The sequence below is a fragment of the Polyangium sorediatum genome (assembly GCF_029946465.1).
Classification (GTDB): domain Bacteria; phylum Myxococcota_A; class Polyangia; order Polyangiales; family Polyangiaceae; genus Polyangium; species Polyangium fumosum.
Genome location: NZ_JARZHI010000001.1, coordinates 444,075 through 462,790 on the forward strand (window position 1 = coordinate 444,075; position 18,716 = coordinate 462,790).

Consider the following 18,716-nt stretch of genomic DNA (forward strand, 5'->3'; position numbering starts at 1 on the left):
GGAATCCGAGGTTGACAGTCGTCCAGCTTGCTTCGTAGCATCCGAAAATACCCGAGATGCATCGAAGCGCGCGTTCTTTCTTTCCTTTCCTCTGGGCAACGATCGTCCTCGCCGGGTGCTCCGGCGGGGGCGGGGAAGGCACGCCTTCGGACGTCGGCGGTACCGGCGCGGGCGGCACCGGCGGCGCGGGCGGTTCGTCGTCGTCCACGGGCGGCGAGGGAGGCGCCGGAGGGCAAGGCGGCGCGACGTGCGGGCCCTGCGGCGACCATGCGAGCTGCGACGCGAGCGGCGCGTGCGTTTGCGACGCCGGATTCGTGAACGACGACGGCGATTGCACGGACGTCGACGAGTGCACCGAGCAGCTCGACGATTGCCATCCGACCGCCGCTTGCGCGAATACGGTCGGCTCGTTCACGTGCGCATGCCCGCCGGGCACCGTGGGGGATCCGAAGACCGGCTGCGCGGAGCGGTTCGTCGAGATCACCGCGGCGGCGTATCACACCTGCACGCGCCGCATGGACAACGCGATCTTCTGCTTCGGCGCCGGCGGCGGCGGTCGGCTCGGCAATGGCCTCGGCGCGAACCAGTCCGCGCCCGTGCGGGCCGGCGCGGCAGACAACTGGATTCGTGTCGTCGCGGGCTCGGCCCATACCTGCGGGATCAAAAAGACCGGCACGCTGTGGTGCTGGGGCACGAACAATTTCGGCCAGCTCGGGCTCGGGTATATCGACAACCAGACGCTCCCGGCGTTTCTCTCCCTCGAACGCACGTTCTCCAGCGTCGCCGCGGGCGACAACCATAGCTGCGCCGTGGAGAGCGACGGCGGGCTCTTTTGCTTCGGGCGCAACCAGGCAGGGCAGCTCGGGATCGGCAACCTCGACAACAAGCTCGAGCTCTCGCCCGTGAGCGTCGACCCACTCGCGGCGACGCCGGACAAGGACTGGAAGGAGGTCTTTGCCGGCCGCGACACGACGTGCGCGACGAAGCAGGACGGGCGGCTTTATTGCTGGGGGCAAAACAACGAGCTTCAGGTCTCGAAGGTCGGCGGCGGCTCCGTGAGCGCGCCGTTCCTCGTGGAGACCGCGCCGATGGCGGCGGATGCCGATTGGGCGACGGCCGCCATCGGCTTCACCACGTGCGCCGTGAAGAAGGACGGGCGGCTTTATTGCTGGGGCCGCGGGAACGAGGGCCAGCTCGGGACTGCGCTCGGGCCGGCGACGGCGGCGCCCGTGGCGATCGGCGCGGGCAAGGTCTGGAAGCGCGTGCGCGCCAATGCGTTCCACCTCTGCGCGCTCGACGATCAGAACGCCCTCCACTGCTGGGGCCGCAACCAGGCCGCGCAGATCTCGGGCGAGGCGCCGGGCTGGGTGACCGCGCCGATCGACGTCGCGCCGGGGACGAAATGGCTCGATTTCGCGGTCGGCGTCGTGCACAGCGGCGGCGTCACCACGGAGGGCCGCGTGGTCACCTGGGGATCGCGCATCTATGGCCAGCTCGGCGACGGCGCGATGAGCCTGTGGACCGCGACCGCCAACATCGGCGCGGACACGACGTGGTCGAATGTCGCCGCGTACGGCGAATCGGGCTGCGCCGTGAACGGCGTGGGCGAGCTTCAATGCTGGGGCAACAACGAGAGCGGTCAGCTCGGCTTCGGCGACAACAAGACCCGCTCCGCCCCGGCGAAGGTCGAGTTCGAGGCTGCCGCAATGGCTGCCCCTGGCCGCCAGCACATGTGCATCCTCACAGCCACGGGCAAACTCGCCTGCTCGGGCCGCAATGCGCAGGGCCAGCTCGGCCGGGGGACGAACACCCCGGCGACGTCGTTTGCCGAGATCCTGAAGACGGGCAAGCCTTACGAAGCGCTCCAATGGAAGGAGCTCGTTGCGGGCGAGGAGCACAACTGCGCCATCGCGACGAACGGGACGCTCTGGTGCTGGGGGCGCAGCAACGAAGGGCAGGTCGGCATGAAAAACCCGGCCCTCGGCAACCTCATCCAGCTCGAGATCGTCACCGGCGAGGCGCCGCCCACCGATTGGGTGAGCGTGGCGGCCGGTCAATACCACACGTGCGCCGCGCGGGCCACGGGGTCGCTCTATTGCTGGGGCCGGAATGTGGAGGGGCAGGTCGGCAATGGAATGCCGGCGGCCGGCAAGACCGCGCCGTATTTGCTGGGCGACGACTGGAAGGGGCCCGTGGCGGCCGGCGTCAACCACACCTGCGCGATCAAGAAGGACGGCACGCTCTGGTGCTGGGGCCGGAACGCGAACAACCAGCTCGGGGACAACACCGCCGTCGATCGGCCATCCCCCGTGCAGATCGGCGTGGCCACGGATTGGGCCTTCGTCGTCGCGGGCAACGCGTCGACGTGCGCCGGCAAGGTGGGCGGTGGGGTGCAATGCTGGGGCGCGAACAACGTCGGCCAGCTCGGGCTCGGGGACACGGGCCAGCGCAAGGTGCCGACGGCGCTCTCGGGGGCGTTCGTCGTGACGACCCTCGGCTTCGGCCATGCCTGCGGCGTCACGCAGGCGGGCAACCTCGCGTGCTGGGGATCCGGGGAGATCGGTCAAAATGCGCGCGGCGACGGGCTCGCGTTCACGCCCGTCCCCATCGCGGCGTCCTATTGAATTCATCTGAAGGAGATCGGTGTTGATGTTGCGAGGCGCAAGGGCTCGGGCGTGGTTTGTCCTCGTGTCGCTCGCCGCCGCCGCGTGCGGAGGCGGGGGCGCAGGCGCAGGCGGTAGTGGCGGCAGCGGCGGCGCAGGCGGAAGTGGTGGCGCAGGCGGCGCCGGGAGCGGCGGCAGCGGCGGCGCGGGTGGTGATCCGTTCGCCGTCGACGAGTGTGCGCTCGGCCTCGACGATTGCGCGCCCGACGCCGAATGCGTCGACACGCCGGGGTTTTACACCTGCACGTGCAAGCCCGGGTACGAGGGCGACGGCAAGACGTGCGCGGACGTCGACGAATGCGCGACGCTCCTCCACGACTGCGACACGAACGCGACCTGCACGAACATGCTGGGCGGGTTCCAGTGCGCCTGCCCCGCGGGTTTCTCCGGCGACGGCAAGACCTGCGACGCGAAGTATTCGTCCGTCTCCGCGGGCCAATACCACGCTTGCGCCATCCGCACCGACAAGACCCTGCATTGCTGGGGCCTCAACACGAGCGGGCAGGTCGGCACCGGCACGTCGGACCAGGTCTTTTTGCGCCCCGTGCCCGCCTCCGGCGCGACGAACTGGGTCTCCGTGAGCGCGGGCGGCACGTTCACCTGCGCGCTCGACGAGACCAAGCGCATCTCGTGTTTTGGCTCGGGGAGCGTCGGCCAGATCGGCGACGGCCTCGGCGTCGCGCAATCCACGCCGGCCATCGGCGCGGGCGGCTACGAAGACTGGGTATCCCTCAGCGCCGGCTCGACCCACGCTTGTGGGATCCGGACGGGCGGCGCGCTGTATTGCTGGGGCCAGAACAACCGCGGCCAGATCGGCGACAACACCACGAACAACGCGCTCTCCCCCGTGCTCGTCGACGCGGGCCCGTGGTCGATGGTCTCGGCGGGGACGGAGTTCACCTGCGGCGTCAAAACGAACGGGACGCTTCATTGCTGGGGCTTCAACAATGCGCGCCAGCTCGGCGACAACACGAACGCCGGGCAGCGCCTCGTGCCCACGCAGGAGTTCACCGCCGCCACCACCTGGGCGAGCGTCTCGACGGGCAACGCGTTTACCTGCGCCGCGAAGACCGACGGCACGCGCCATTGCTGGGGCGCGAACTCCGTCGGTCAGGTCGGCGACGGTTTGCTCGCGACGGTCCTCACGCCCAAAGCCGCCGACATGGCCACGGATTGGTCCGCGAACCTGGACGTCGGCGACCTCGCCGGCTGCGGCCAGAAGACGAGCGGCGAGCTCCATTGCTGGGGAGATGGCAGCGTCGGACAAACCGGCCAGCCGGACAACGAGGCGCCGCTCCTGGCCCCCTTGCCCGTCGCCAACATCAGCGACTGGGTCTCCTTCTCCAGTGGTCTGCGCTTCGCCTGCGGCGTCCGGCAAACCGGCGACCTCCTCTGCTGGGGCTCGGCGAGCCGCGGCGCCCTCGGTCTGGGTTTCTCCGCGGACCGGACCGAGGTCACGCCCATCTCCGCGGATACGGACTGGGAGCGGGTCGACACGCAGCTCGACAATGGTTGCGGCATTCGCACCGGCGGAAAGCTCTTCTGCTGGGGCCGCAACGTCTACGGCCACCTCGGCGACGGCACGACGCGCACGCGCGTCACGCCCGTGGAGATCGGCGCGGGCAAGGTCTGGAAGCGGATCACGCTCGGCCGCACACACTCCTGCGGCATCGCGAGCGACGGCGGCAGCGGTCCGGATGTCCCGTATTGCTGGGGCCTCGACGGAAATGGGGAACTCGGCAATGGGCCGGTCGTGACGAGCCAGCTCCTCCCCACGGCCGTGAATCCCACCGCCGGCAACGAATCGCCCTGGGTCGAAATCGCCGCGGGATACAACCACACCTGCGCCGTGCGTCAGGACAAGACCCTCTGGTGCTGGGGCCGCAATGCGAGCGGCCAGCTCGGCGACGCCTCCACGGCGACCCGGACCGATCCGAAGCAGATCGCCCCGGCCGAGCCCGCCGATTGGCTCGACGTCGCGGCGAGCGGCGATTTCACCTGCGGCCTCCGCGAGGGCGGCAATGTCTCTTGCTGGGGCCTGAACAACCTCGGCCACCTCGGGCAGGGCGACGTCGTCTCCCCCGTGAACGTGCCGAAGCCCGTCCCCGGGACCTATGCGGCGATCGACGCGGGCGCGAATCACACCTGCGGCGTGCGCCTCGACGGCACCCTCTGGTGCTGGGGCCGCAACAACAACGGCGAGCTCGGCCTCGGCAATGCCGTCACGCCGATGATGACGCCCATGCAGGTCGGCAATGCGACCGACTGGGCGCGGCCGTTCCTCGGGCAAGGGTTGTCCACCTGCGCCACGAAGAAAAACGGCGACCTTCATTGCTGGGGCGTCGGCTCCTTCGGCCAGCTCGCCCTCGGCAACCTATCGAGCTTCAACGCGCCGCAGAAGATACCGAGCGTCGGCCCGTGGAAGGTCCTCTCCCTCGGCAACGAGCACACCTGCGGCATCGCGCAGGACGGCGTGCTCTCCTGCTGGGGCGCGGCGTATTACGGGCAGCTCGGCAGTGGCCTGCCGTTCCTCTCGACGCCGACGCCCGTGCTCGATCCCATCTGAAAGGAAAAAGGGCCTCGCCCGGGCGAATCCCCCGCGCGAGGCCCTTCTCCGTCATCGAGCCCTTTCAGGCGTTCTTCAGCATCGCCTTGATGAGCTTGGGATCCTGGTTCGAGATGTGATCGTAGGGCAAACCCGCGGCCGTGAGGATGGTCGCGTGCACGTCCGACGGTTTCACGATCGTGCCCATTTCGTCGTCCGGCGCGCCGGTGTCGAGGTTGATCGGGCGCACGTCGTAGTTCGTGTCCCGCGTCGCGCCGATCGCCATGTTGCCTCGGATGCCCTTGCCCGCGACGAGGCACGACGACGCGAGGTGGTGATCACGGCCGCCTTGCTGGTTGATCCGGGGCGTGCGCGCGAACTCCGAGAAGCAGAGCAGCGTCGTCCGATCCCAGTAGGGCTTGCCATTGCTATCGAGCGTCTTCTTCAGGTACGTGATGAGATCACTCACCGCGTCGAAGCCCGCTCGCTGCCGCGCCGGGTGGTTCGAGGGCCAATCGTCGTCGAAATGGGCGTCCGTGACGTTGACGAGCCGCAGGAGGACGACCTGCGAGATGCCATTCACGAGCGCCTGCGCCGCCAGCGCGGCCTGGCCCTTCGGTTGCCCCGCGAGCGTCGCCCCCGGGTTCGCCGGGTTCACGCCGAACGTCTCGTAGAGCTTCGCGAGCTGGCTCGTGGCGGGCGGGTTCGGCTTGAAATCGAAATGCTTCCAGAGCCCGCCGTTCGCCAGCGTCTGCGCCGAGCGCCACGCCGACAGGTGCGTCGAGATTTGCTTGCCCCGGGCGTCGAGCTGCTGGTGCAGGCAAGAGTCGTCGTGGTGGAACTTCGCCGCGGCCTGCTCCACCTTGCCGTCGAGCGAGAGCGACGCATTGAGCGGCCGCAGCACCTGCAGCATCTCGTTGTAGCTCGGCACCGAGAGCCCACTCGCGAGCGGCGAGAGCCCCTCGTTGTACGTCTCCGCGCCGCCCGCGACGAGGTTCGGAATCTCGTGATGGTCGAGCAGGCCCGAGGCCGCCGCCCACCACGTCTCCAGGGAGCTGCCGCTCGCGGCGAGGCCCCGCGGGAACTTGCCCGTGAGGAAATACCGCCGCCCGACCTCGTGCGTCAGCGTGCCCATGCTCATGCCACGCACGACGCAAAGATCTTTATAGTGCGTGTTCGCGAGCTTCGACATCGTGGGCCCGTAGGCGACGCTCGAACCCACGGGCTTCACGAGGCCCGTGCCGCCCGTCTCGTCCTCGATGACCTTTTTCGTGGGCCCGTCGGTCACCATGTCGAAGCCCGTGTAAATGCCTCCCGCGGGCTCGCCGAAATCGTGGTGGTTGCGCGGGTCGAGGCTATACAGCGTGTCCCAGCCGCCCGAGAACTCGCACATCACGAGGAGCGGAGCGGTGTCCGGATCGACGTTGTCCGCGCGCGCGTGGCGCAGGCCGAGCAGACCGTCGAGGAGGAGCGCGCCGCTCGCGGCGCCGAGCGCGCCGAGGAGCGTGCGTCGTGAAAACTGGCCTTTTTGGCTCATGGCGTGTTCCTCCTCAATCGTTGTGGAAAAGGGGAGACTCGAAGAGCGTGACGCACACGCCCCGCCATCCCTCGGCTGCGGCCGTGATTTCGCTGCCGTTCGGCGACGCGACGCTCGAAACGCCCGCGTCGTAGACGGCGCGCAGGTTCGTGACCATCGCGTCGTCCGCGGCCACGCGCAGGCCGAGGAAGCGGAGGACCACGTATTGCAGGTTCTCCGTCACCTCGGCGTCCGTCGCGGTCCCGTCCACGGGCGCCTTCGGGAAGAGCGCGCGGGAAGCGCCTGCGCGCTTCATGTCGTTCTTCGCCATTTGCATGCAGATGTCGCGCGCCGCGTCCCCTACGAACTTGAGGTAGAGCGCGTTCGAGACCGTGCTCTCCTCGGTCGAGGTCTGATAATCGGGCCGGCCGAGCGCCCTGCCGAATGCAAGGTCGCTGAACCCGTCACGGTTGTTGACGCGCCAGAAGATCGGAGCGCCGTACACGTCGTTTCCGGCGACCTTCGTCATGGCGGCCTGGAGCGTGTCGATGCGCAGGCGCCGCACCCCGGCCGCGGGGCCCGGGAGATCGCCGCCGCCGAGGTCTTCGGGGGCCTTTTCGGTCTCGCCGTTTGCGGTGACCGAGGGCGCTTCCCAGGGATCCGCGGGGCCTTTCGTGCCGGCGTCCGGCGCTTCTTTCGTGCACGCGGCCGCGGTGAGCGCGGCGAGCGCGACGAGGTACGTGAGGCGAGACGCGCTCATGGCATCCTCCGGTAGGCGGGCAGCTTGACGAGGTCCCGGACCGCCTGACGAATGTCGTCGTGGACCCGGAAGTCCGCGGCGATCTTGGCGAGCGCGTCGCCCTCGTAATCACCCGTCGTCGGGTCGAGGTTCGGCTCGCGTTTCATGAGGTACGAGAAGAGGTGCTCGATGGCCACCTCGTGGAAGCGCCCGCTCTCGATGTCGGCCTTCACGAGATCGGCCGGGCCCGCCTCGAAATGCGGCCCGATCTCCGGATGCTCGTCGTCGGCGTACTGGAGCGCCTTCAGCGTGTACGGCCTCAGATCGGGGTCCGTCTCGTCCGGGATCGCCACGTAATGACGGTCGCACCACCCCGCGTTCTGCGGCGCGATGCCCTGGGCGCAGGCCTTGCGGGTCGGGTATTCGCGGGCGAAATCACGCAAGGACATGCTGCCGGCCTCCGTGAATTGCCCGAAGTACGCGGCGATCGGCTCCAGCGTCAAGTGGCAGTTCCGGCAGACGCAGCGGCGCGTGAGGTCGTCACTTTCCTTCGCGCAGTTCGTGTCCTTCGTGCTCGGCGGCTGGAAGTATTGCCCGAGGAACGCGATCCGGTAGCGATTCGCCCGGCCGCGGTTCGTCTGAAAGCGCAGGAGGAACGCGGGCAGGGTCAAGAGGCCCGCGTGCGGCGCCTCGCGTTCCACGGCGACCCAGGTATCCACGTCCGTGAACGCGAGGTCGGGCAGCGGGCCGTCCGACGCCTGGTGCTCGTTCTGGGTACGCGAGAGCGTCTGCCGCTGCGCGTGATACTTGAAGTAGAACGCGAGCGGACCATTGTAATGAACGCGCTTCGTCGTGAGCAGCCCCGAATACGGCTGCGTCCCGTTCGTGTGCTCGTCGACGAGCCGGAGCAACTGCTCGCGCAGCGCGGCGTGCACGAGCGGCTGCACGACGCCGGCCGGCATGCAATAGCTGAGCTCCGGGCCGCAGCCGCAGGACTTCGCCTTGTTCGTGGCGAGCAGGTGATCACACGAATGCGTCCCCGCGTCCGGATCCCCGGGCGGCAGGGTGTACGTCGCCGTCGTCTGGGCGTCGAACGCGCAGACCTTCACCTTTTTCGCCGGGTCGGCCTCCCAGAATGGATGCACCTCGACCCAGCCCTCGGCGGACCACGCGCCCGCGGCGTCGTTGCCCATGGGCTCGACGATCGGCATTCCGGTCACGGGATCGTACCCAAGCGCGTCCTGGGGTTTGTTCTGGCAGGTATGCGTGCCGTCGCCGCCGCGGAAGAGCGCGGACTTGCCCTGGCCGGGGACGTAGTAGACCGGGCTCCCGTCGAAGTTGACGGTGCTCAGCGAGAAACCCACGTCGGCGAGGGCCGGGGCCGGGTTCGTCCAGAGCAGGCTCTCGTGATAACGACGGATCTGCACGCGGAAGGCGTCGCTCGCGAGGTACTCGTCGAGGAGCGCGTCGGGCAGCTCCGAGAGCTTCGCGACCGCGTCGTATTCAGCGACGTCGGGCACGGTCCCGCGCAGATCAATCGAGAGGCGTCGGAGCTGCCGTTCGATGGGGAGCTCCCGGTGCAAAAAACATTGCTCACCCTCGTCGGCGAGCGCCACGGAAGGCGCGGCCGCGAGGAGGGCAAAGCATAGCGCTTGCCAGCGTCGTTTGCTTTTCATGGGGGGTACGGCTCGGGGTCTGAGGGGGGCACCGCGGGCGCAGCGGGCCAGGGTCTAGTGGAACCGAGCCATAACGCTTCGTCAACCATCTCTTGGGCGTGGGGACGAAATTTGTTATCCTGCCAGGCCGTGCTCGACTCCCTCCATCTACAGTCCCAGCGAAGAATGCTGCGCAGACACCTCCTGCATCTCGTCGCGATGCTCTCCGTGATCACAACGGCGGCTTGCGGCGAGGCGCCTCCCACGAATGCCGGCCCGAGCGGCGGCGGGAGCGGCGGCCCGCCCGAGCTTGCCGTCGTCTACGGCGCGCCCACGACCTCGAACAACGAACCCGAGAGCGCCACATTTACGATCGAGGGATACTCGACCGCGATGGGCAGCCAGGGCGCGCTCGTCACCGTGGGCACGACGACGGGCGTTTACGAGCTCGCGGCGTCGGGCCCGACGCTCCTGCCCATCGTCGGCGACGCGCCCGATTTGCCGAGCGAGACCGGCGCCGTGCGCGCGATGGCCGGGTATGAAAACGGCGTGCTCGTCGCGGCCGAGGCCGGCGTGTTTTTCACGCCGGGCGGCGTGCTCCAGCGATCGCTCGGCGCCGCGGAGCTCGCGCCGCTCGGCATTCAGGCGATGCGCGCGCGCGTGGCCGACGACGACGGTGACGGCACGGCCGAGACGCACCTCGCGATTCGCACGGAACAAGGCGCTTACGAACTCGGCGGCGGCGCGCTCGTGGCGTGGACCGTCGAGGGCGAGGCGGGCCGGCCCACGGCCGTCCTCGCGCAGAAGGAGCGTGTGTATCTGGCGTATGGCGAACGCGTGTACGAGATTGACAAGGCGAGCGGCAAGGCGTATCCGCTCGTCTTCGACGTAGGGTTCGTCCAGGCCATGGCGTGCGGCAGCCTCGCGTGCGAGGACGGCTCGCTCGTCTATTTCGCCTCCGACGCGGGGCTCGTCGAGCGCTCGCCGAGCGGCGAGTATTCGCTGTATCCGCTCGCCGCCGAGGGCGGGTCTGCGACGGGGATCGACGCGTTCGCGCTCGACGCGAGCAAGCAGCGCTTGTACGCGCTCGCGGGCGATTGGGTCCTCCGCGTGCGCGCGGGCGAGGTGCCGGAGATCGTGGCGACGCTCGGGCCGGCCGAGGCGCCGCGCTCGCTCGCCGTCGACAAGATCGGTGACGTGTGGACGGGCGAGGGGAAGACGACGCAGAAGCTCGCGCTCGGCACGCCGCTCTCCTTTCTCACGGACGTCAAGCCCATCATGCGCGAGTATTGCGCCGATTGTCACGCGTCGGGGACGCGCGGCGCGCCGAAGATCGATTTCGAGAACTACGACGTCGTGCTCGGCCTCGTCGACCGCGTGATCGCGCGCGTGGCCGACGAACGATCGATGCCGCCGCCGAACTACGAGAAGAAGCTCCCGGCGGACAAGATCGGGATCGTGAAGGAGTGGGCGGTCACGAAGGCGCCTTGAGGCGCCTCACGGGCCATTCGCCCCGCAGAAAAGCTTTCCTCCGGGGCACGTGATCGGCTGCGTGCGCAGGCCCGCGAGGCGGAGACGTCAGGAACGATAACGCGCGTCGTACAAGAACGCGCGCTTCGTGATGGCCTCTTTGCCGTCGGGATTGCGCACGACGACGTCGACCATCTCGCCGTTCTTGCCCGGCGGCGTCTTGACTTCGAGCGTCGAGGCCGAGACGAATTTGACGCGCTGGGCAGGCTTGCCGCCGAAGAGCACGGCCGACTCGGCGACGAAGTTTTTCCCTTCGATGCTGACCTCGGTGCCGCCCTCGACCGAGCCTTTGTTCGGCGCGACGGAGTCGATCGCGGGGGCGGGCGAGGGGTCGTAGCGGAATGCATTCTTTACGACCGTGTTGCCCGCGTCGCCGCGGCCGACCTCGATGTCGACGAACCCCGACATGCGCGACGGCGGCGTCACGGCTTCGATCATCGTGGCTGAGCGGACGACGGCGCGCTTCGGCGCTTGCCCGCCGATTCGCACGAACACGTGCTCATCGAAAAAGTCGCCTTCGAGGACGATGCGCGTCCCGCCGACCATGGGGCCATTGCGCGGCGTGACGCCGTCGACGCGCGGCGCCGGGCGCGACTCGTACGTGAAGGCATCCTCGCGGCGCACGACGATGCCGAACCTATCGACGAGCTCGATCGCGACGAGGCCCGGCTGCGTCCTTTGCGGCAGCTCCACCTCGATCTCGTGCCGCGAGCGCGTCCGCGAAATGGCCCGCACCTCGCCGATGCGCACCACCGTATCCGCCTCGAAATTGTCGCCGGCGAGCCGGATCGTTTGCCCACCCGCGCAATAGCCGCGGTCGGGGCGCACCTCGACGAGCAGCGGCGGCGTGGGCTCGGCCTCGTACGTGAAGGCGCCTTCGAGCTTGGTGATTTGCCCGTCGGGATTCTCGATTTCGAGGTCCACCAGGCCCGGCTCGTTCGCCCGCGGCGTCACGAGCTCCAGCGACTCGGCGCTGCGGAACGTGACGGTGGCCGGCTTGCCGCCGAGCCGCGCCACGCATTGCGGGTGGAAATCGACGCCGGTCACGGCGACGCGCTTCGAGCCGCCGACGAGGCCCGACGCGGGCGAGACCTCGCGCGCGTACGGCGTCGCGAGCCGATAGGTGAAGAGCTCGGCCGCGAGCGCGGAGAGGCCGTCGGGGTTCGTCACGCGCAGCTCGCCGTGGAAGAGCTGCTCCTGCGGCGGCGTCACGAACCGGATGCGCGAGGGGCTCTCGAAGACGACCTCGGGCGCGCGGTTTCCGAAGAACGTGACGCGGCAGCCCTCCTCGAAGTTGCGGCCTTCGACCACGACCTCGGTGTCGCCGCGCGGCGAGCCTTCGAGCGGGGAGAACCGCTCGATCGACGGTCCGTCATCATAGACGATCTGAATGACGGAGCGCTGCCCGTCGGGGTTCTCGATCACGATCTCGACGGACCCCGGCGCGTGCGGCGGCGCCTCGATCTCCAGCGTGAAATCGTCGAGCCGTTTCGGGTTCGTACAATCGTCGCCGTCGACGAGCACGCGGCAGCCGTCGGCGAAGTTCGCGCCGTAAAGCGAGATCTTCGTGCCGCCTTGGGTCGAGATCTTCGCCGGCCGCGCCGCCGTGACCACCGGCCCCGGCGCGCCCATCATCGGCGGAGGCGGAGGCGGCTCGGTCCCGCGCTTCGCCTCGGCCGCGGCGCCTTCGCCTTCGGCTTTCGTCGCGCTCTCGGTCGCTGCCGCGGCCTCCTTATCGAGGTCGAGCGCCGAATGCATCTCCAGGCGCACCGGCGGCTTGTCCACGAGGGCAGGCGGCTCGACGATCGCGGGTTTGTCGACAATCACGGGCGGCTCCACGGGCGCCGGTTTGTCGACCAACGCCGGCAGATCGGGCGGCAGCGGCACCGGCGCGGGCGGGAGCGGGGGCGCGTCGAGGGCGGGTTTGTCCACCAGCGGCGGCGGCGCGACGCTCACGGGTTTGGCGCGGGGCTCCCACAGCTCGACGTCCCGGCCGTCCGGATCCTTGAGCGACGCGAAGACGCCCGAGGGCCTTTCGAGGATCGGCCCCACGTCGATGCCGTCCTCGCGCAGGCTCGACGCGACGGCCTGGAGGTTCGGCACGCGCAGCGAAAGCGCGCATTCCCTGCGGCCTCGCGAGAGGGGTTCGAGCGCGAGATCAATGACGAGCGACGTCCCGCCCGTGCTCATCGACTCGTAGCGCCGTGTCCCCTCCACCCGATCAAACGAGAGCCCCGCGGCGCGCGCATAAAACGCGCTCACGGCTTCGGGGTCCGCTGCGTAGAGGACGATCTTGCCGAGCCCGAACGTTGCCATCATCACACCCGAATGCCCTTCCGCCGTGCATGGTAACAGAGCCGCGGGGGCATGGGAGGCTCTTCCCTTGACGGCGCGCGACAAGGCTGGCCTCCTCCGGGACATGTCATCGCTCGAATCGTATTTCCCGACACTCGACACGGCGCGTGCGCGGCTACCGCTGCCGGCAGGGGAGCCGGTCTTGGTGGAGCGGCTCGCGATGCTGGTCGTGCACGCGGCGTTGATCCGGCGCACGAGCTGGGCGGAGGACGCGGAGGGCGCGCCTACGACGCTCGAGCGCGGCGAGCCCTCGGTGCCGGACGATCTCGAGGTGCGCCACCATGTACGGCTCGAAGCGGACCTCGGCGGCGGCCCGTGCACGGCGTGCGCGGCGACGCCGGGCAAACGGCCCTGCCGTGTCTGCGAGGGCAGGGGTACGATCTTCCTGTCGCCCTGCTCGTGCGCCAATGGATACATCCCGTGCCCGACGTGCGGCGGCACGGCGAAGTCGAACCGGGTGCGGCTCCGCTATTACACGGACGCGCCGGCCTTCTTGAGCGAGGCCTACATGCCCACGTACATCACGGCGGTGCCGGCGCTCTTCGGGCTGGAGAGTCGCCTGGAGCAAGACATCCAGTTCCAGCAGGCGTTACCCGAAGAGCTGCGTTGCCACGACCTCACGAGCCGTGTCGTCGGTTCGGCGTATCGCGGCGGCGAGCGTCTCGTTCGGCCCGACTTCCACGGCCATGATTTCGCAGACACGATCGACAAAGGGCTCGCGGGCCTCGCGGCGATCGGTGCCGGCGCGAGCGTGGTGCGCCACGTGGTCCGGGCCTATGCGTGGCCGTTCTTGCGGGTCCAGTGGGGGACGGGGCAGGACGTGGCGATTTACGTGGACCGGATCGGGAGCCTCAAGGTGTTCGCGGGGGCCAGCGTGCTCCCGTCGCGCGATTGACGGGTTCCCGTTCCACCCCGGAGACGCTCCCCGAAACTTTTCACGCTCCCTGGAGCCTCGCTCTCTTGCCGGCCGGGCCGGGCGTCCACTATGACGCACAGCACCATGACCCGCGTGCTGACGGAGCTGATCGAGCTGCTCTCGCTGGAGAGGATTGAAACCAACCTGTTCCGGGGCCAGAGCCAGGACCTCGGCTGGGGCCAGGTTTTTGGCGGTCAGGTGCTCGGCCAGGCGCTCTCGGCCGCTGCGCAGACCGTGCCCCCCGAGCGCCAGGTCCATTCGCTCCACGCGTATTTCCTCCGCCCTGGCGACGCGCGCAAGCCGATCGTCTACGACGTCGATCGCATCCGCGACGGACAGAGCTTCACGACCCGCCGCGTGGTGGCCATCCAGAATGGCCAGCCCATCTTCAACATGTCCGCCTCTTTCCAGGTCGAAGAGGAGGGATTGGACCACGCGGACAGCATGGAGAACGTCCCCGGCCCGGACGGGCTTTCGAGCCAGCGCGAGATCTGGAGCCGCCTGGCGCACAAGATCCCCGAGCCTTTCCGCACCCGCGCCGTCGCCGAGCAGCCGATCGAGATTCGCCACGTGAGCCCGATCGACCCCTTTCATCCGGAGAAAAAAGAGGCCCACGAGGCCATCTGGATCCGCGCGGCCGGCGCCCTGCCCGACGATCCGGCGCTGCACCGGTACTTGCTCGCGTACGCGTCGGACCACGCCTTCGTCACCACCGCGCTGCGCCCGCATGGCGTCACGTGGTTCGATTTCTCGATGCAGGTCGCCAGCATCGATCACGTGATGTGGTTCCACCGGCCTTTCCGCATGGATGACTGGCTCTTGCACGTGATCCACAGCCCGTCGGCGTCAGGGGCGCGTGGGCTCGTGCGGGGCAGCGTGTTCTCGCGGGATGGGCGGCTCGTGGCGTCTACCGCGCAGGAAGGGCTGTTGCGTCGGAGGAAGCGGGGGTAGAGAGGCCGCTCGTCGTGGATCGAATCGAGCGCATGAAGTTGTGTGGCGAGGCCAGCGTCATCCCGACCCGCGGTTGGCGGGTGTCGTGTCGAGCCTTAAAGCTTGCAGGTTCGGTTCATTGTTATACTGACGCCGTTCCAGCAAGTTCCTCCAGGGCTCCCAGAGACGGAGCACCCGCTGTAGGGAAAGCTCCAGCCGCTCGCGGAGCTCGCGGGGGACACGACTTGCCAGATCCCTCCGAATTGCTGCCCTGGGGAGTAGGCATTGCTGTTGCTGAGGAATACCCAGGATGAACACGTCTTTCCATTCGTGGAGAGGTTCCAGACGTAGGTGCCGACGGAGCTGCTCGTCGCGCCGTCGTAGATGCTGAACGCGATGTCGTTGCTGAAGCTCCCGCTGGACTTGCATACACGAGCCTCGAGCCCCGTGCCGCTCTGGCGCACCTCGACTCGGATACCGGTGCTGATGCTGCCGTTGTACTGGGTGCCGCTGTAGTCGGTCTCGCTGGCCGGCGTGGGGGTCCAATAGGTGGTCGTGGTGCACGTCAAGGCGTCGGACGCCTCGCTCGTATCGTCCGTCTCTTGCCACTCCACGTCATCCGGCAGCGCCTCTTGCGTCAGCGGCTCGCCTTCAGGGTCCGCATAGCAGCCGGGGAGCATCGCGTTCGCTCCGATGAGGATGACGACCACCATCGCGCTGGTTTTGCCCAAAGACATGAATCCCTCCTTGCTTGCTGTCGATTGTCCCCATGCGAGCGCGTGCGCATCAGGAACCCTTCGGGACCGCGCACGACGCGCTCACAGGTGGGACCCTAGCAGCAGCGCATCGTTCACAGCGTTTCACAACGTCTACTCGACGGACGCGCGGAGAGGGGAGGTGCGCTCGTGCAAGGAAGTGCCTCGCTCGAGAGGGGACGTTCACGTCGCTCGACGCGACATCTCGCCTGCGCTTCTTGCGACGTCCCCGAAGAGCGACGGCGGAAGGAGCGGGACGACGAGGAACGTGGACGCGGATGCGGCCGCGCATAGAACGATCATTTGGGGCAGCGAAAGATGAAAGGACTCGGCGATGTGGGCGCCGAGCACATCGGACAGACGATAGGCAACACCTCCCACGCCAACGACGCATGCGACGCCGAGCATCTCGTGTCCACGTGGAGCGCCCCGGACCGCGAGCTCTTGCAACGCGACGAGGCAAAACATTCCCATGAGGCCATTGGCAATCTCCGCGAGGAAGGACAAGGCGTACGACGCGTTTGGGAGGTAGACGAGCAGGCTCGCCGCAAAGGCGAGGATCCCCAGCGATAGACGCGTCCGGGGAGCCATGCGAGCAGCCACCAGGGGATAACATAATACCGAAATAAGGCACGCCGCTTCGTTCGTCGCTTTCAGTGTGCCTATCTGGGCCGGGGAAAACCCGAGCACGCCACCCCGGTGAAGCACGAGAAGCGTGTCGAATGCAGGGGCGATCGAAAACAACCCGGTCATCAACACGGCAGCGCCGAGCTTGCCTGCGTCATCACGAAATGCCGGACGCGGCTCGTCGGGACTGTCGTCCAGATGAATGGAGCGGCCGAACGTGGTCGCGGGCAAGAGGCGCGAACCCGCAGCCAAGCCGAGCATGAGCGCGATTCCTACAGCACATGTTCGATGCAGAGAATCCGACGCGAGAACCCCGCTGATGAGCGATCCGAGCATGATGGCAACCGTGATGCCGAATTTTCGAATGGCGCTGATGTGCGCGACCGTGTTCGAGCGGCGGCCCTCGACGGCCAGAGCGCCATCCAAGATGATCGCAATGCATACGTTTGCCGCACTTGCGAGCAACAGCATCGACAGGAGGAACGTTTTGGACGTCGCGACCGTGAGCGCAACCGCCCAGGCGGCGGCACCGAGCAGGCCCGCGTACAGGATACAATCGCGTGGCGAGACATCTCGCCACGACATCCGCTCCATCAAGAGGGCGAGGAAAGGTTTGGCACAAAGCGCCACTGCTGCTGTCGCGAGGAAACCGGAGAGTTCCACGGCATTGAAATGCAGTCTCGTTTTGAGGTACTCCAGGATGGCCAAGCTGCCGAACGCGTCGTGGCTCGCGAGCCTCGTAGCGAAGATACCGACGCCGAGCAGTCCGAGGTTGATGCCGATCGGGGGTCGGCGTACGTCATGGTTCTTTGCGTTCATGGTTTCCTGTTCGGGCGGCGCGGGTCTGTTGACAGGAGCCGGTCAACGCGCCGCACCGAATCCTGATCACCACAACTCACATAGAGTGATCTCGCGGTCTTCAAGTCGCGTATCGGGTCGCCCTCGATCGCAGGAGATGCGCTGTCGATCAACGCTCGAACCTCGAAGAAGCACGCGTGATCATAGGTGTTCTCGATGGACTGCAGCGCATGCTCGGCCTCGGCCAGATATCGCCGGGCGCGCTGGGTGTCACCCATCTCGAATGCCCACTGGGCACCACAGATCTCGGCCTGTGCGGAATCCTTTCCCACCCCGAATTGCGAGCAGACGTGCAGGCATAACTCGATCAACTCGAGGACGTCCTCGTCGGGCTTCTGATTGCGCGCACGGAGCTCCGTCCACCGGCATAACGCGAGGTTGAAGAGGGCAGCTTGAAGCGATTGGTGGTCGCCTACCAGCCCAAAGAGAGCCGCCGCACGCATGTGATGCGACGTCGAAAGCTCCGTCTTGCCAGCACGACGAGCGAGAATACCCATGGCGTTGATGACGGTACCGAGCGACGCGATGTCCCCGCGGAGCTCCAGATCCGTCGCGAGCTTGGCAAGGGAAGCGAGGGTGGCTTCCGGGTCCTCGAAACGATAACGAAGGGCAAGAAGAGCGCGCAAGCGAGCGTGCACGGTCCTACCCGGCGCGTCTTTGCTGCGCGACCATTCGGTCACGAGATCGGATAGGACTTGATCATCATCGTCGTCTTCGTGTTGATATGCTGCACGCCCCCGAAGGAACGCCCTCCAGGCACAAATCGTGGGTTCTGTCTGCGACGCGGCGCAATCCTTGAGCCGATCGATGACATCCTCCGCCTTGCCCTGTTGCAGCATCGCCACACATTCGACCAGCGTACGCAGGTCCCCGACCCAGCCCTTCGGCGTGGAGAATTCTCTTGTCCTCGCCTCGATCCACGCGTGGACCTCGCTCGGGTTCGGCTTCAGGACGATCGCTTTCGCCGGCATCACGAGCTTCCATGCGATCGTCCTGCCCTGATGCTCGATGAGGTCACCCATCCCTTTCACGGCGAGGTCGCCGAGGTGGCGCGCGATCTCTTTGCCAACACTTTCAACCTTCTTGTGTTGCCACGCTCCCACCCTCGAGAGGGATTCCGCTGTCACGAAGTCCGCATCTCTGCGCTTCCCGGTTCGCGCGAGTGCGAGCGCCGCATAAAAGTCCAGCCACTGCCCCTTCAGCGGCGCCTCCTTCCCCAGCTTCACTTGCTCGAGTTCAATATCGACGATGAGCTTCATGGCCGTCCCTCACAGTTGGGCGGCGAGGACGGCGCGGAGGGGATCACGTGCTGGCTCCGTGGGGTGGAAAGGTGTGCACCCACGCTAACTCCATGCGGTCGTCCTTACAACAGGAACCTGTTGCTCCCGCTGGACCATGCCGCTCGCCTTGCTTCCCCCTCGTCTCCTCCTCTTCCCCCTCACCACGCGGCGACCCCCTCGCGCAAGGTCCACGCGCGCCCCTCGCCACGTGGCGACCCCCTCGCGCAACGGTCACCCGTCCCCCTCGCCACGCGGCGACCCCCTCCTGCAACGGTCACTCGTCCCCCTCGCCACGCGGCGACCCCCTCCTGCAACGCGGCCCCGTCCCCCTCGCCGCGCGGCGACCC

The 18,716-nt window shown here is 67.7% G+C and carries 12 protein-coding genes; 5 read left to right on the top strand and 7 right to left on the bottom strand.

Annotation, left to right across the window (positions count from 1 at the left end):
• Window positions 1–56 precede the first annotated feature (56 nt).
• The gene (locus QHF89_RS01860) at window positions 57–2,624 is read left to right on the top strand and encodes an RCC1 domain-containing protein (RefSeq protein WP_136965347.1); all 2,568 of its coding nucleotides are present in this window, start codon (window positions 57–59) and stop codon (window positions 2,622–2,624) included.
• 25 nt (window positions 2,625–2,649) lie between these two features.
• Window positions 2,650–5,229 (top strand): RCC1 domain-containing protein, encoded by a 2,580-nt coding sequence (locus QHF89_RS01865; RefSeq protein WP_284719913.1) that lies wholly within the window; start codon window positions 2,650–2,652, stop codon window positions 5,227–5,229.
• Window positions 5,230–5,293: 64 nt separating this feature from the next.
• On the opposite strand, the gene QHF89_RS01870 is transcribed toward QHF89_RS01865, so the two are convergent.
• The 3 genes from QHF89_RS01870 to QHF89_RS01880 are packed head-to-tail and all read right to left on the bottom strand — an operon-like array spanning window position 5,294 to window position 9,139.
• Window positions 5,294–6,745, bottom strand: coding sequence for a DUF1501 domain-containing protein (locus QHF89_RS01870; RefSeq protein WP_136965349.1), 1,452 nt, complete (start codon window positions 6,743–6,745; stop codon window positions 5,294–5,296).
• A 13-nt stretch (window positions 6,746–6,758) separates the two neighbouring features.
• Window positions 6,759–7,484, bottom strand: coding sequence for a hypothetical protein (locus QHF89_RS01875; protein ID WP_136965350.1), 726 nt, complete (start codon window positions 7,482–7,484; stop codon window positions 6,759–6,761).
• A complete protein-coding gene (locus QHF89_RS01880; RefSeq protein ID WP_136965351.1) occupies window positions 7,481–9,139 on the bottom strand; it encodes a hypothetical protein in 1,659 nt (552 codons plus the stop codon). The genes QHF89_RS01875 and QHF89_RS01880 overlap by 4 nt, the downstream gene beginning before the upstream one ends.
• Window positions 9,140–9,304: 165 nt before the next feature.
• Between QHF89_RS01880 and QHF89_RS01885 the strand changes: the two genes are divergently transcribed.
• On the top strand, window positions 9,305–10,609 hold the full coding sequence (locus tag QHF89_RS01885) for a hypothetical protein (protein WP_136965352.1): 1,305 nt from the start codon (window positions 9,305–9,307) through the stop codon (window positions 10,607–10,609).
• Between the two features lie 87 nt (window positions 10,610–10,696).
• Here QHF89_RS01885 and QHF89_RS01890 read toward each other — a convergent pair whose 3' ends face one another.
• Entirely contained in the window at window positions 10,697–12,967 is a 2,271-nt protein-coding gene (locus QHF89_RS01890; RefSeq protein WP_284719914.1) for an IPT/TIG domain-containing protein, read from the bottom strand.
• A 64-nt stretch (window positions 12,968–13,031) separates the two neighbouring features.
• Between QHF89_RS01890 and QHF89_RS01895 the strand changes: the two genes are divergently transcribed.
• A complete protein-coding gene (locus QHF89_RS01895; protein WP_284719915.1) occupies window positions 13,032–13,898 on the top strand; it encodes a hypothetical protein in 867 nt (288 codons plus the stop codon).
• A 105-nt stretch (window positions 13,899–14,003) separates the two neighbouring features.
• The gene (tesB, locus tag QHF89_RS01900) at window positions 14,004–14,870 is read left to right on the top strand and encodes an acyl-CoA thioesterase II (RefSeq protein ID WP_136965355.1); all 867 of its coding nucleotides are present in this window, start codon (window positions 14,004–14,006) and stop codon (window positions 14,868–14,870) included.
• A gap of 95 nt (window positions 14,871–14,965) precedes the next feature.
• Here tesB and QHF89_RS01905 read toward each other — a convergent pair whose 3' ends face one another.
• The 3 genes from QHF89_RS01905 to QHF89_RS01915 form a co-directional block, all read right to left on the bottom strand.
• Window positions 14,966–15,586 carry a hypothetical protein gene (locus QHF89_RS01905; protein WP_136965356.1) on the bottom strand — a complete coding sequence of 207 codons (621 nt, stop codon included), beginning with the start codon at window positions 15,584–15,586 and terminating at the stop codon, window positions 14,966–14,968.
• A gap of 201 nt (window positions 15,587–15,787) precedes the next feature.
• Window positions 15,788–17,050 carry an MFS transporter gene (locus QHF89_RS01910; protein ID WP_136965357.1) on the bottom strand — a complete coding sequence of 421 codons (1,263 nt, stop codon included), beginning with the start codon at window positions 17,048–17,050 and terminating at the stop codon, window positions 15,788–15,790.
• Window positions 17,047–18,348 (bottom strand): hypothetical protein, encoded by a 1,302-nt coding sequence (locus QHF89_RS01915; protein ID WP_136965358.1) that lies wholly within the window; start codon window positions 18,346–18,348, stop codon window positions 17,047–17,049. Before QHF89_RS01915 ends, QHF89_RS01910 begins: the two co-directional genes overlap by 4 nt.
• Between the last annotated feature and the right edge of the window lie 368 nt (window positions 18,349–18,716).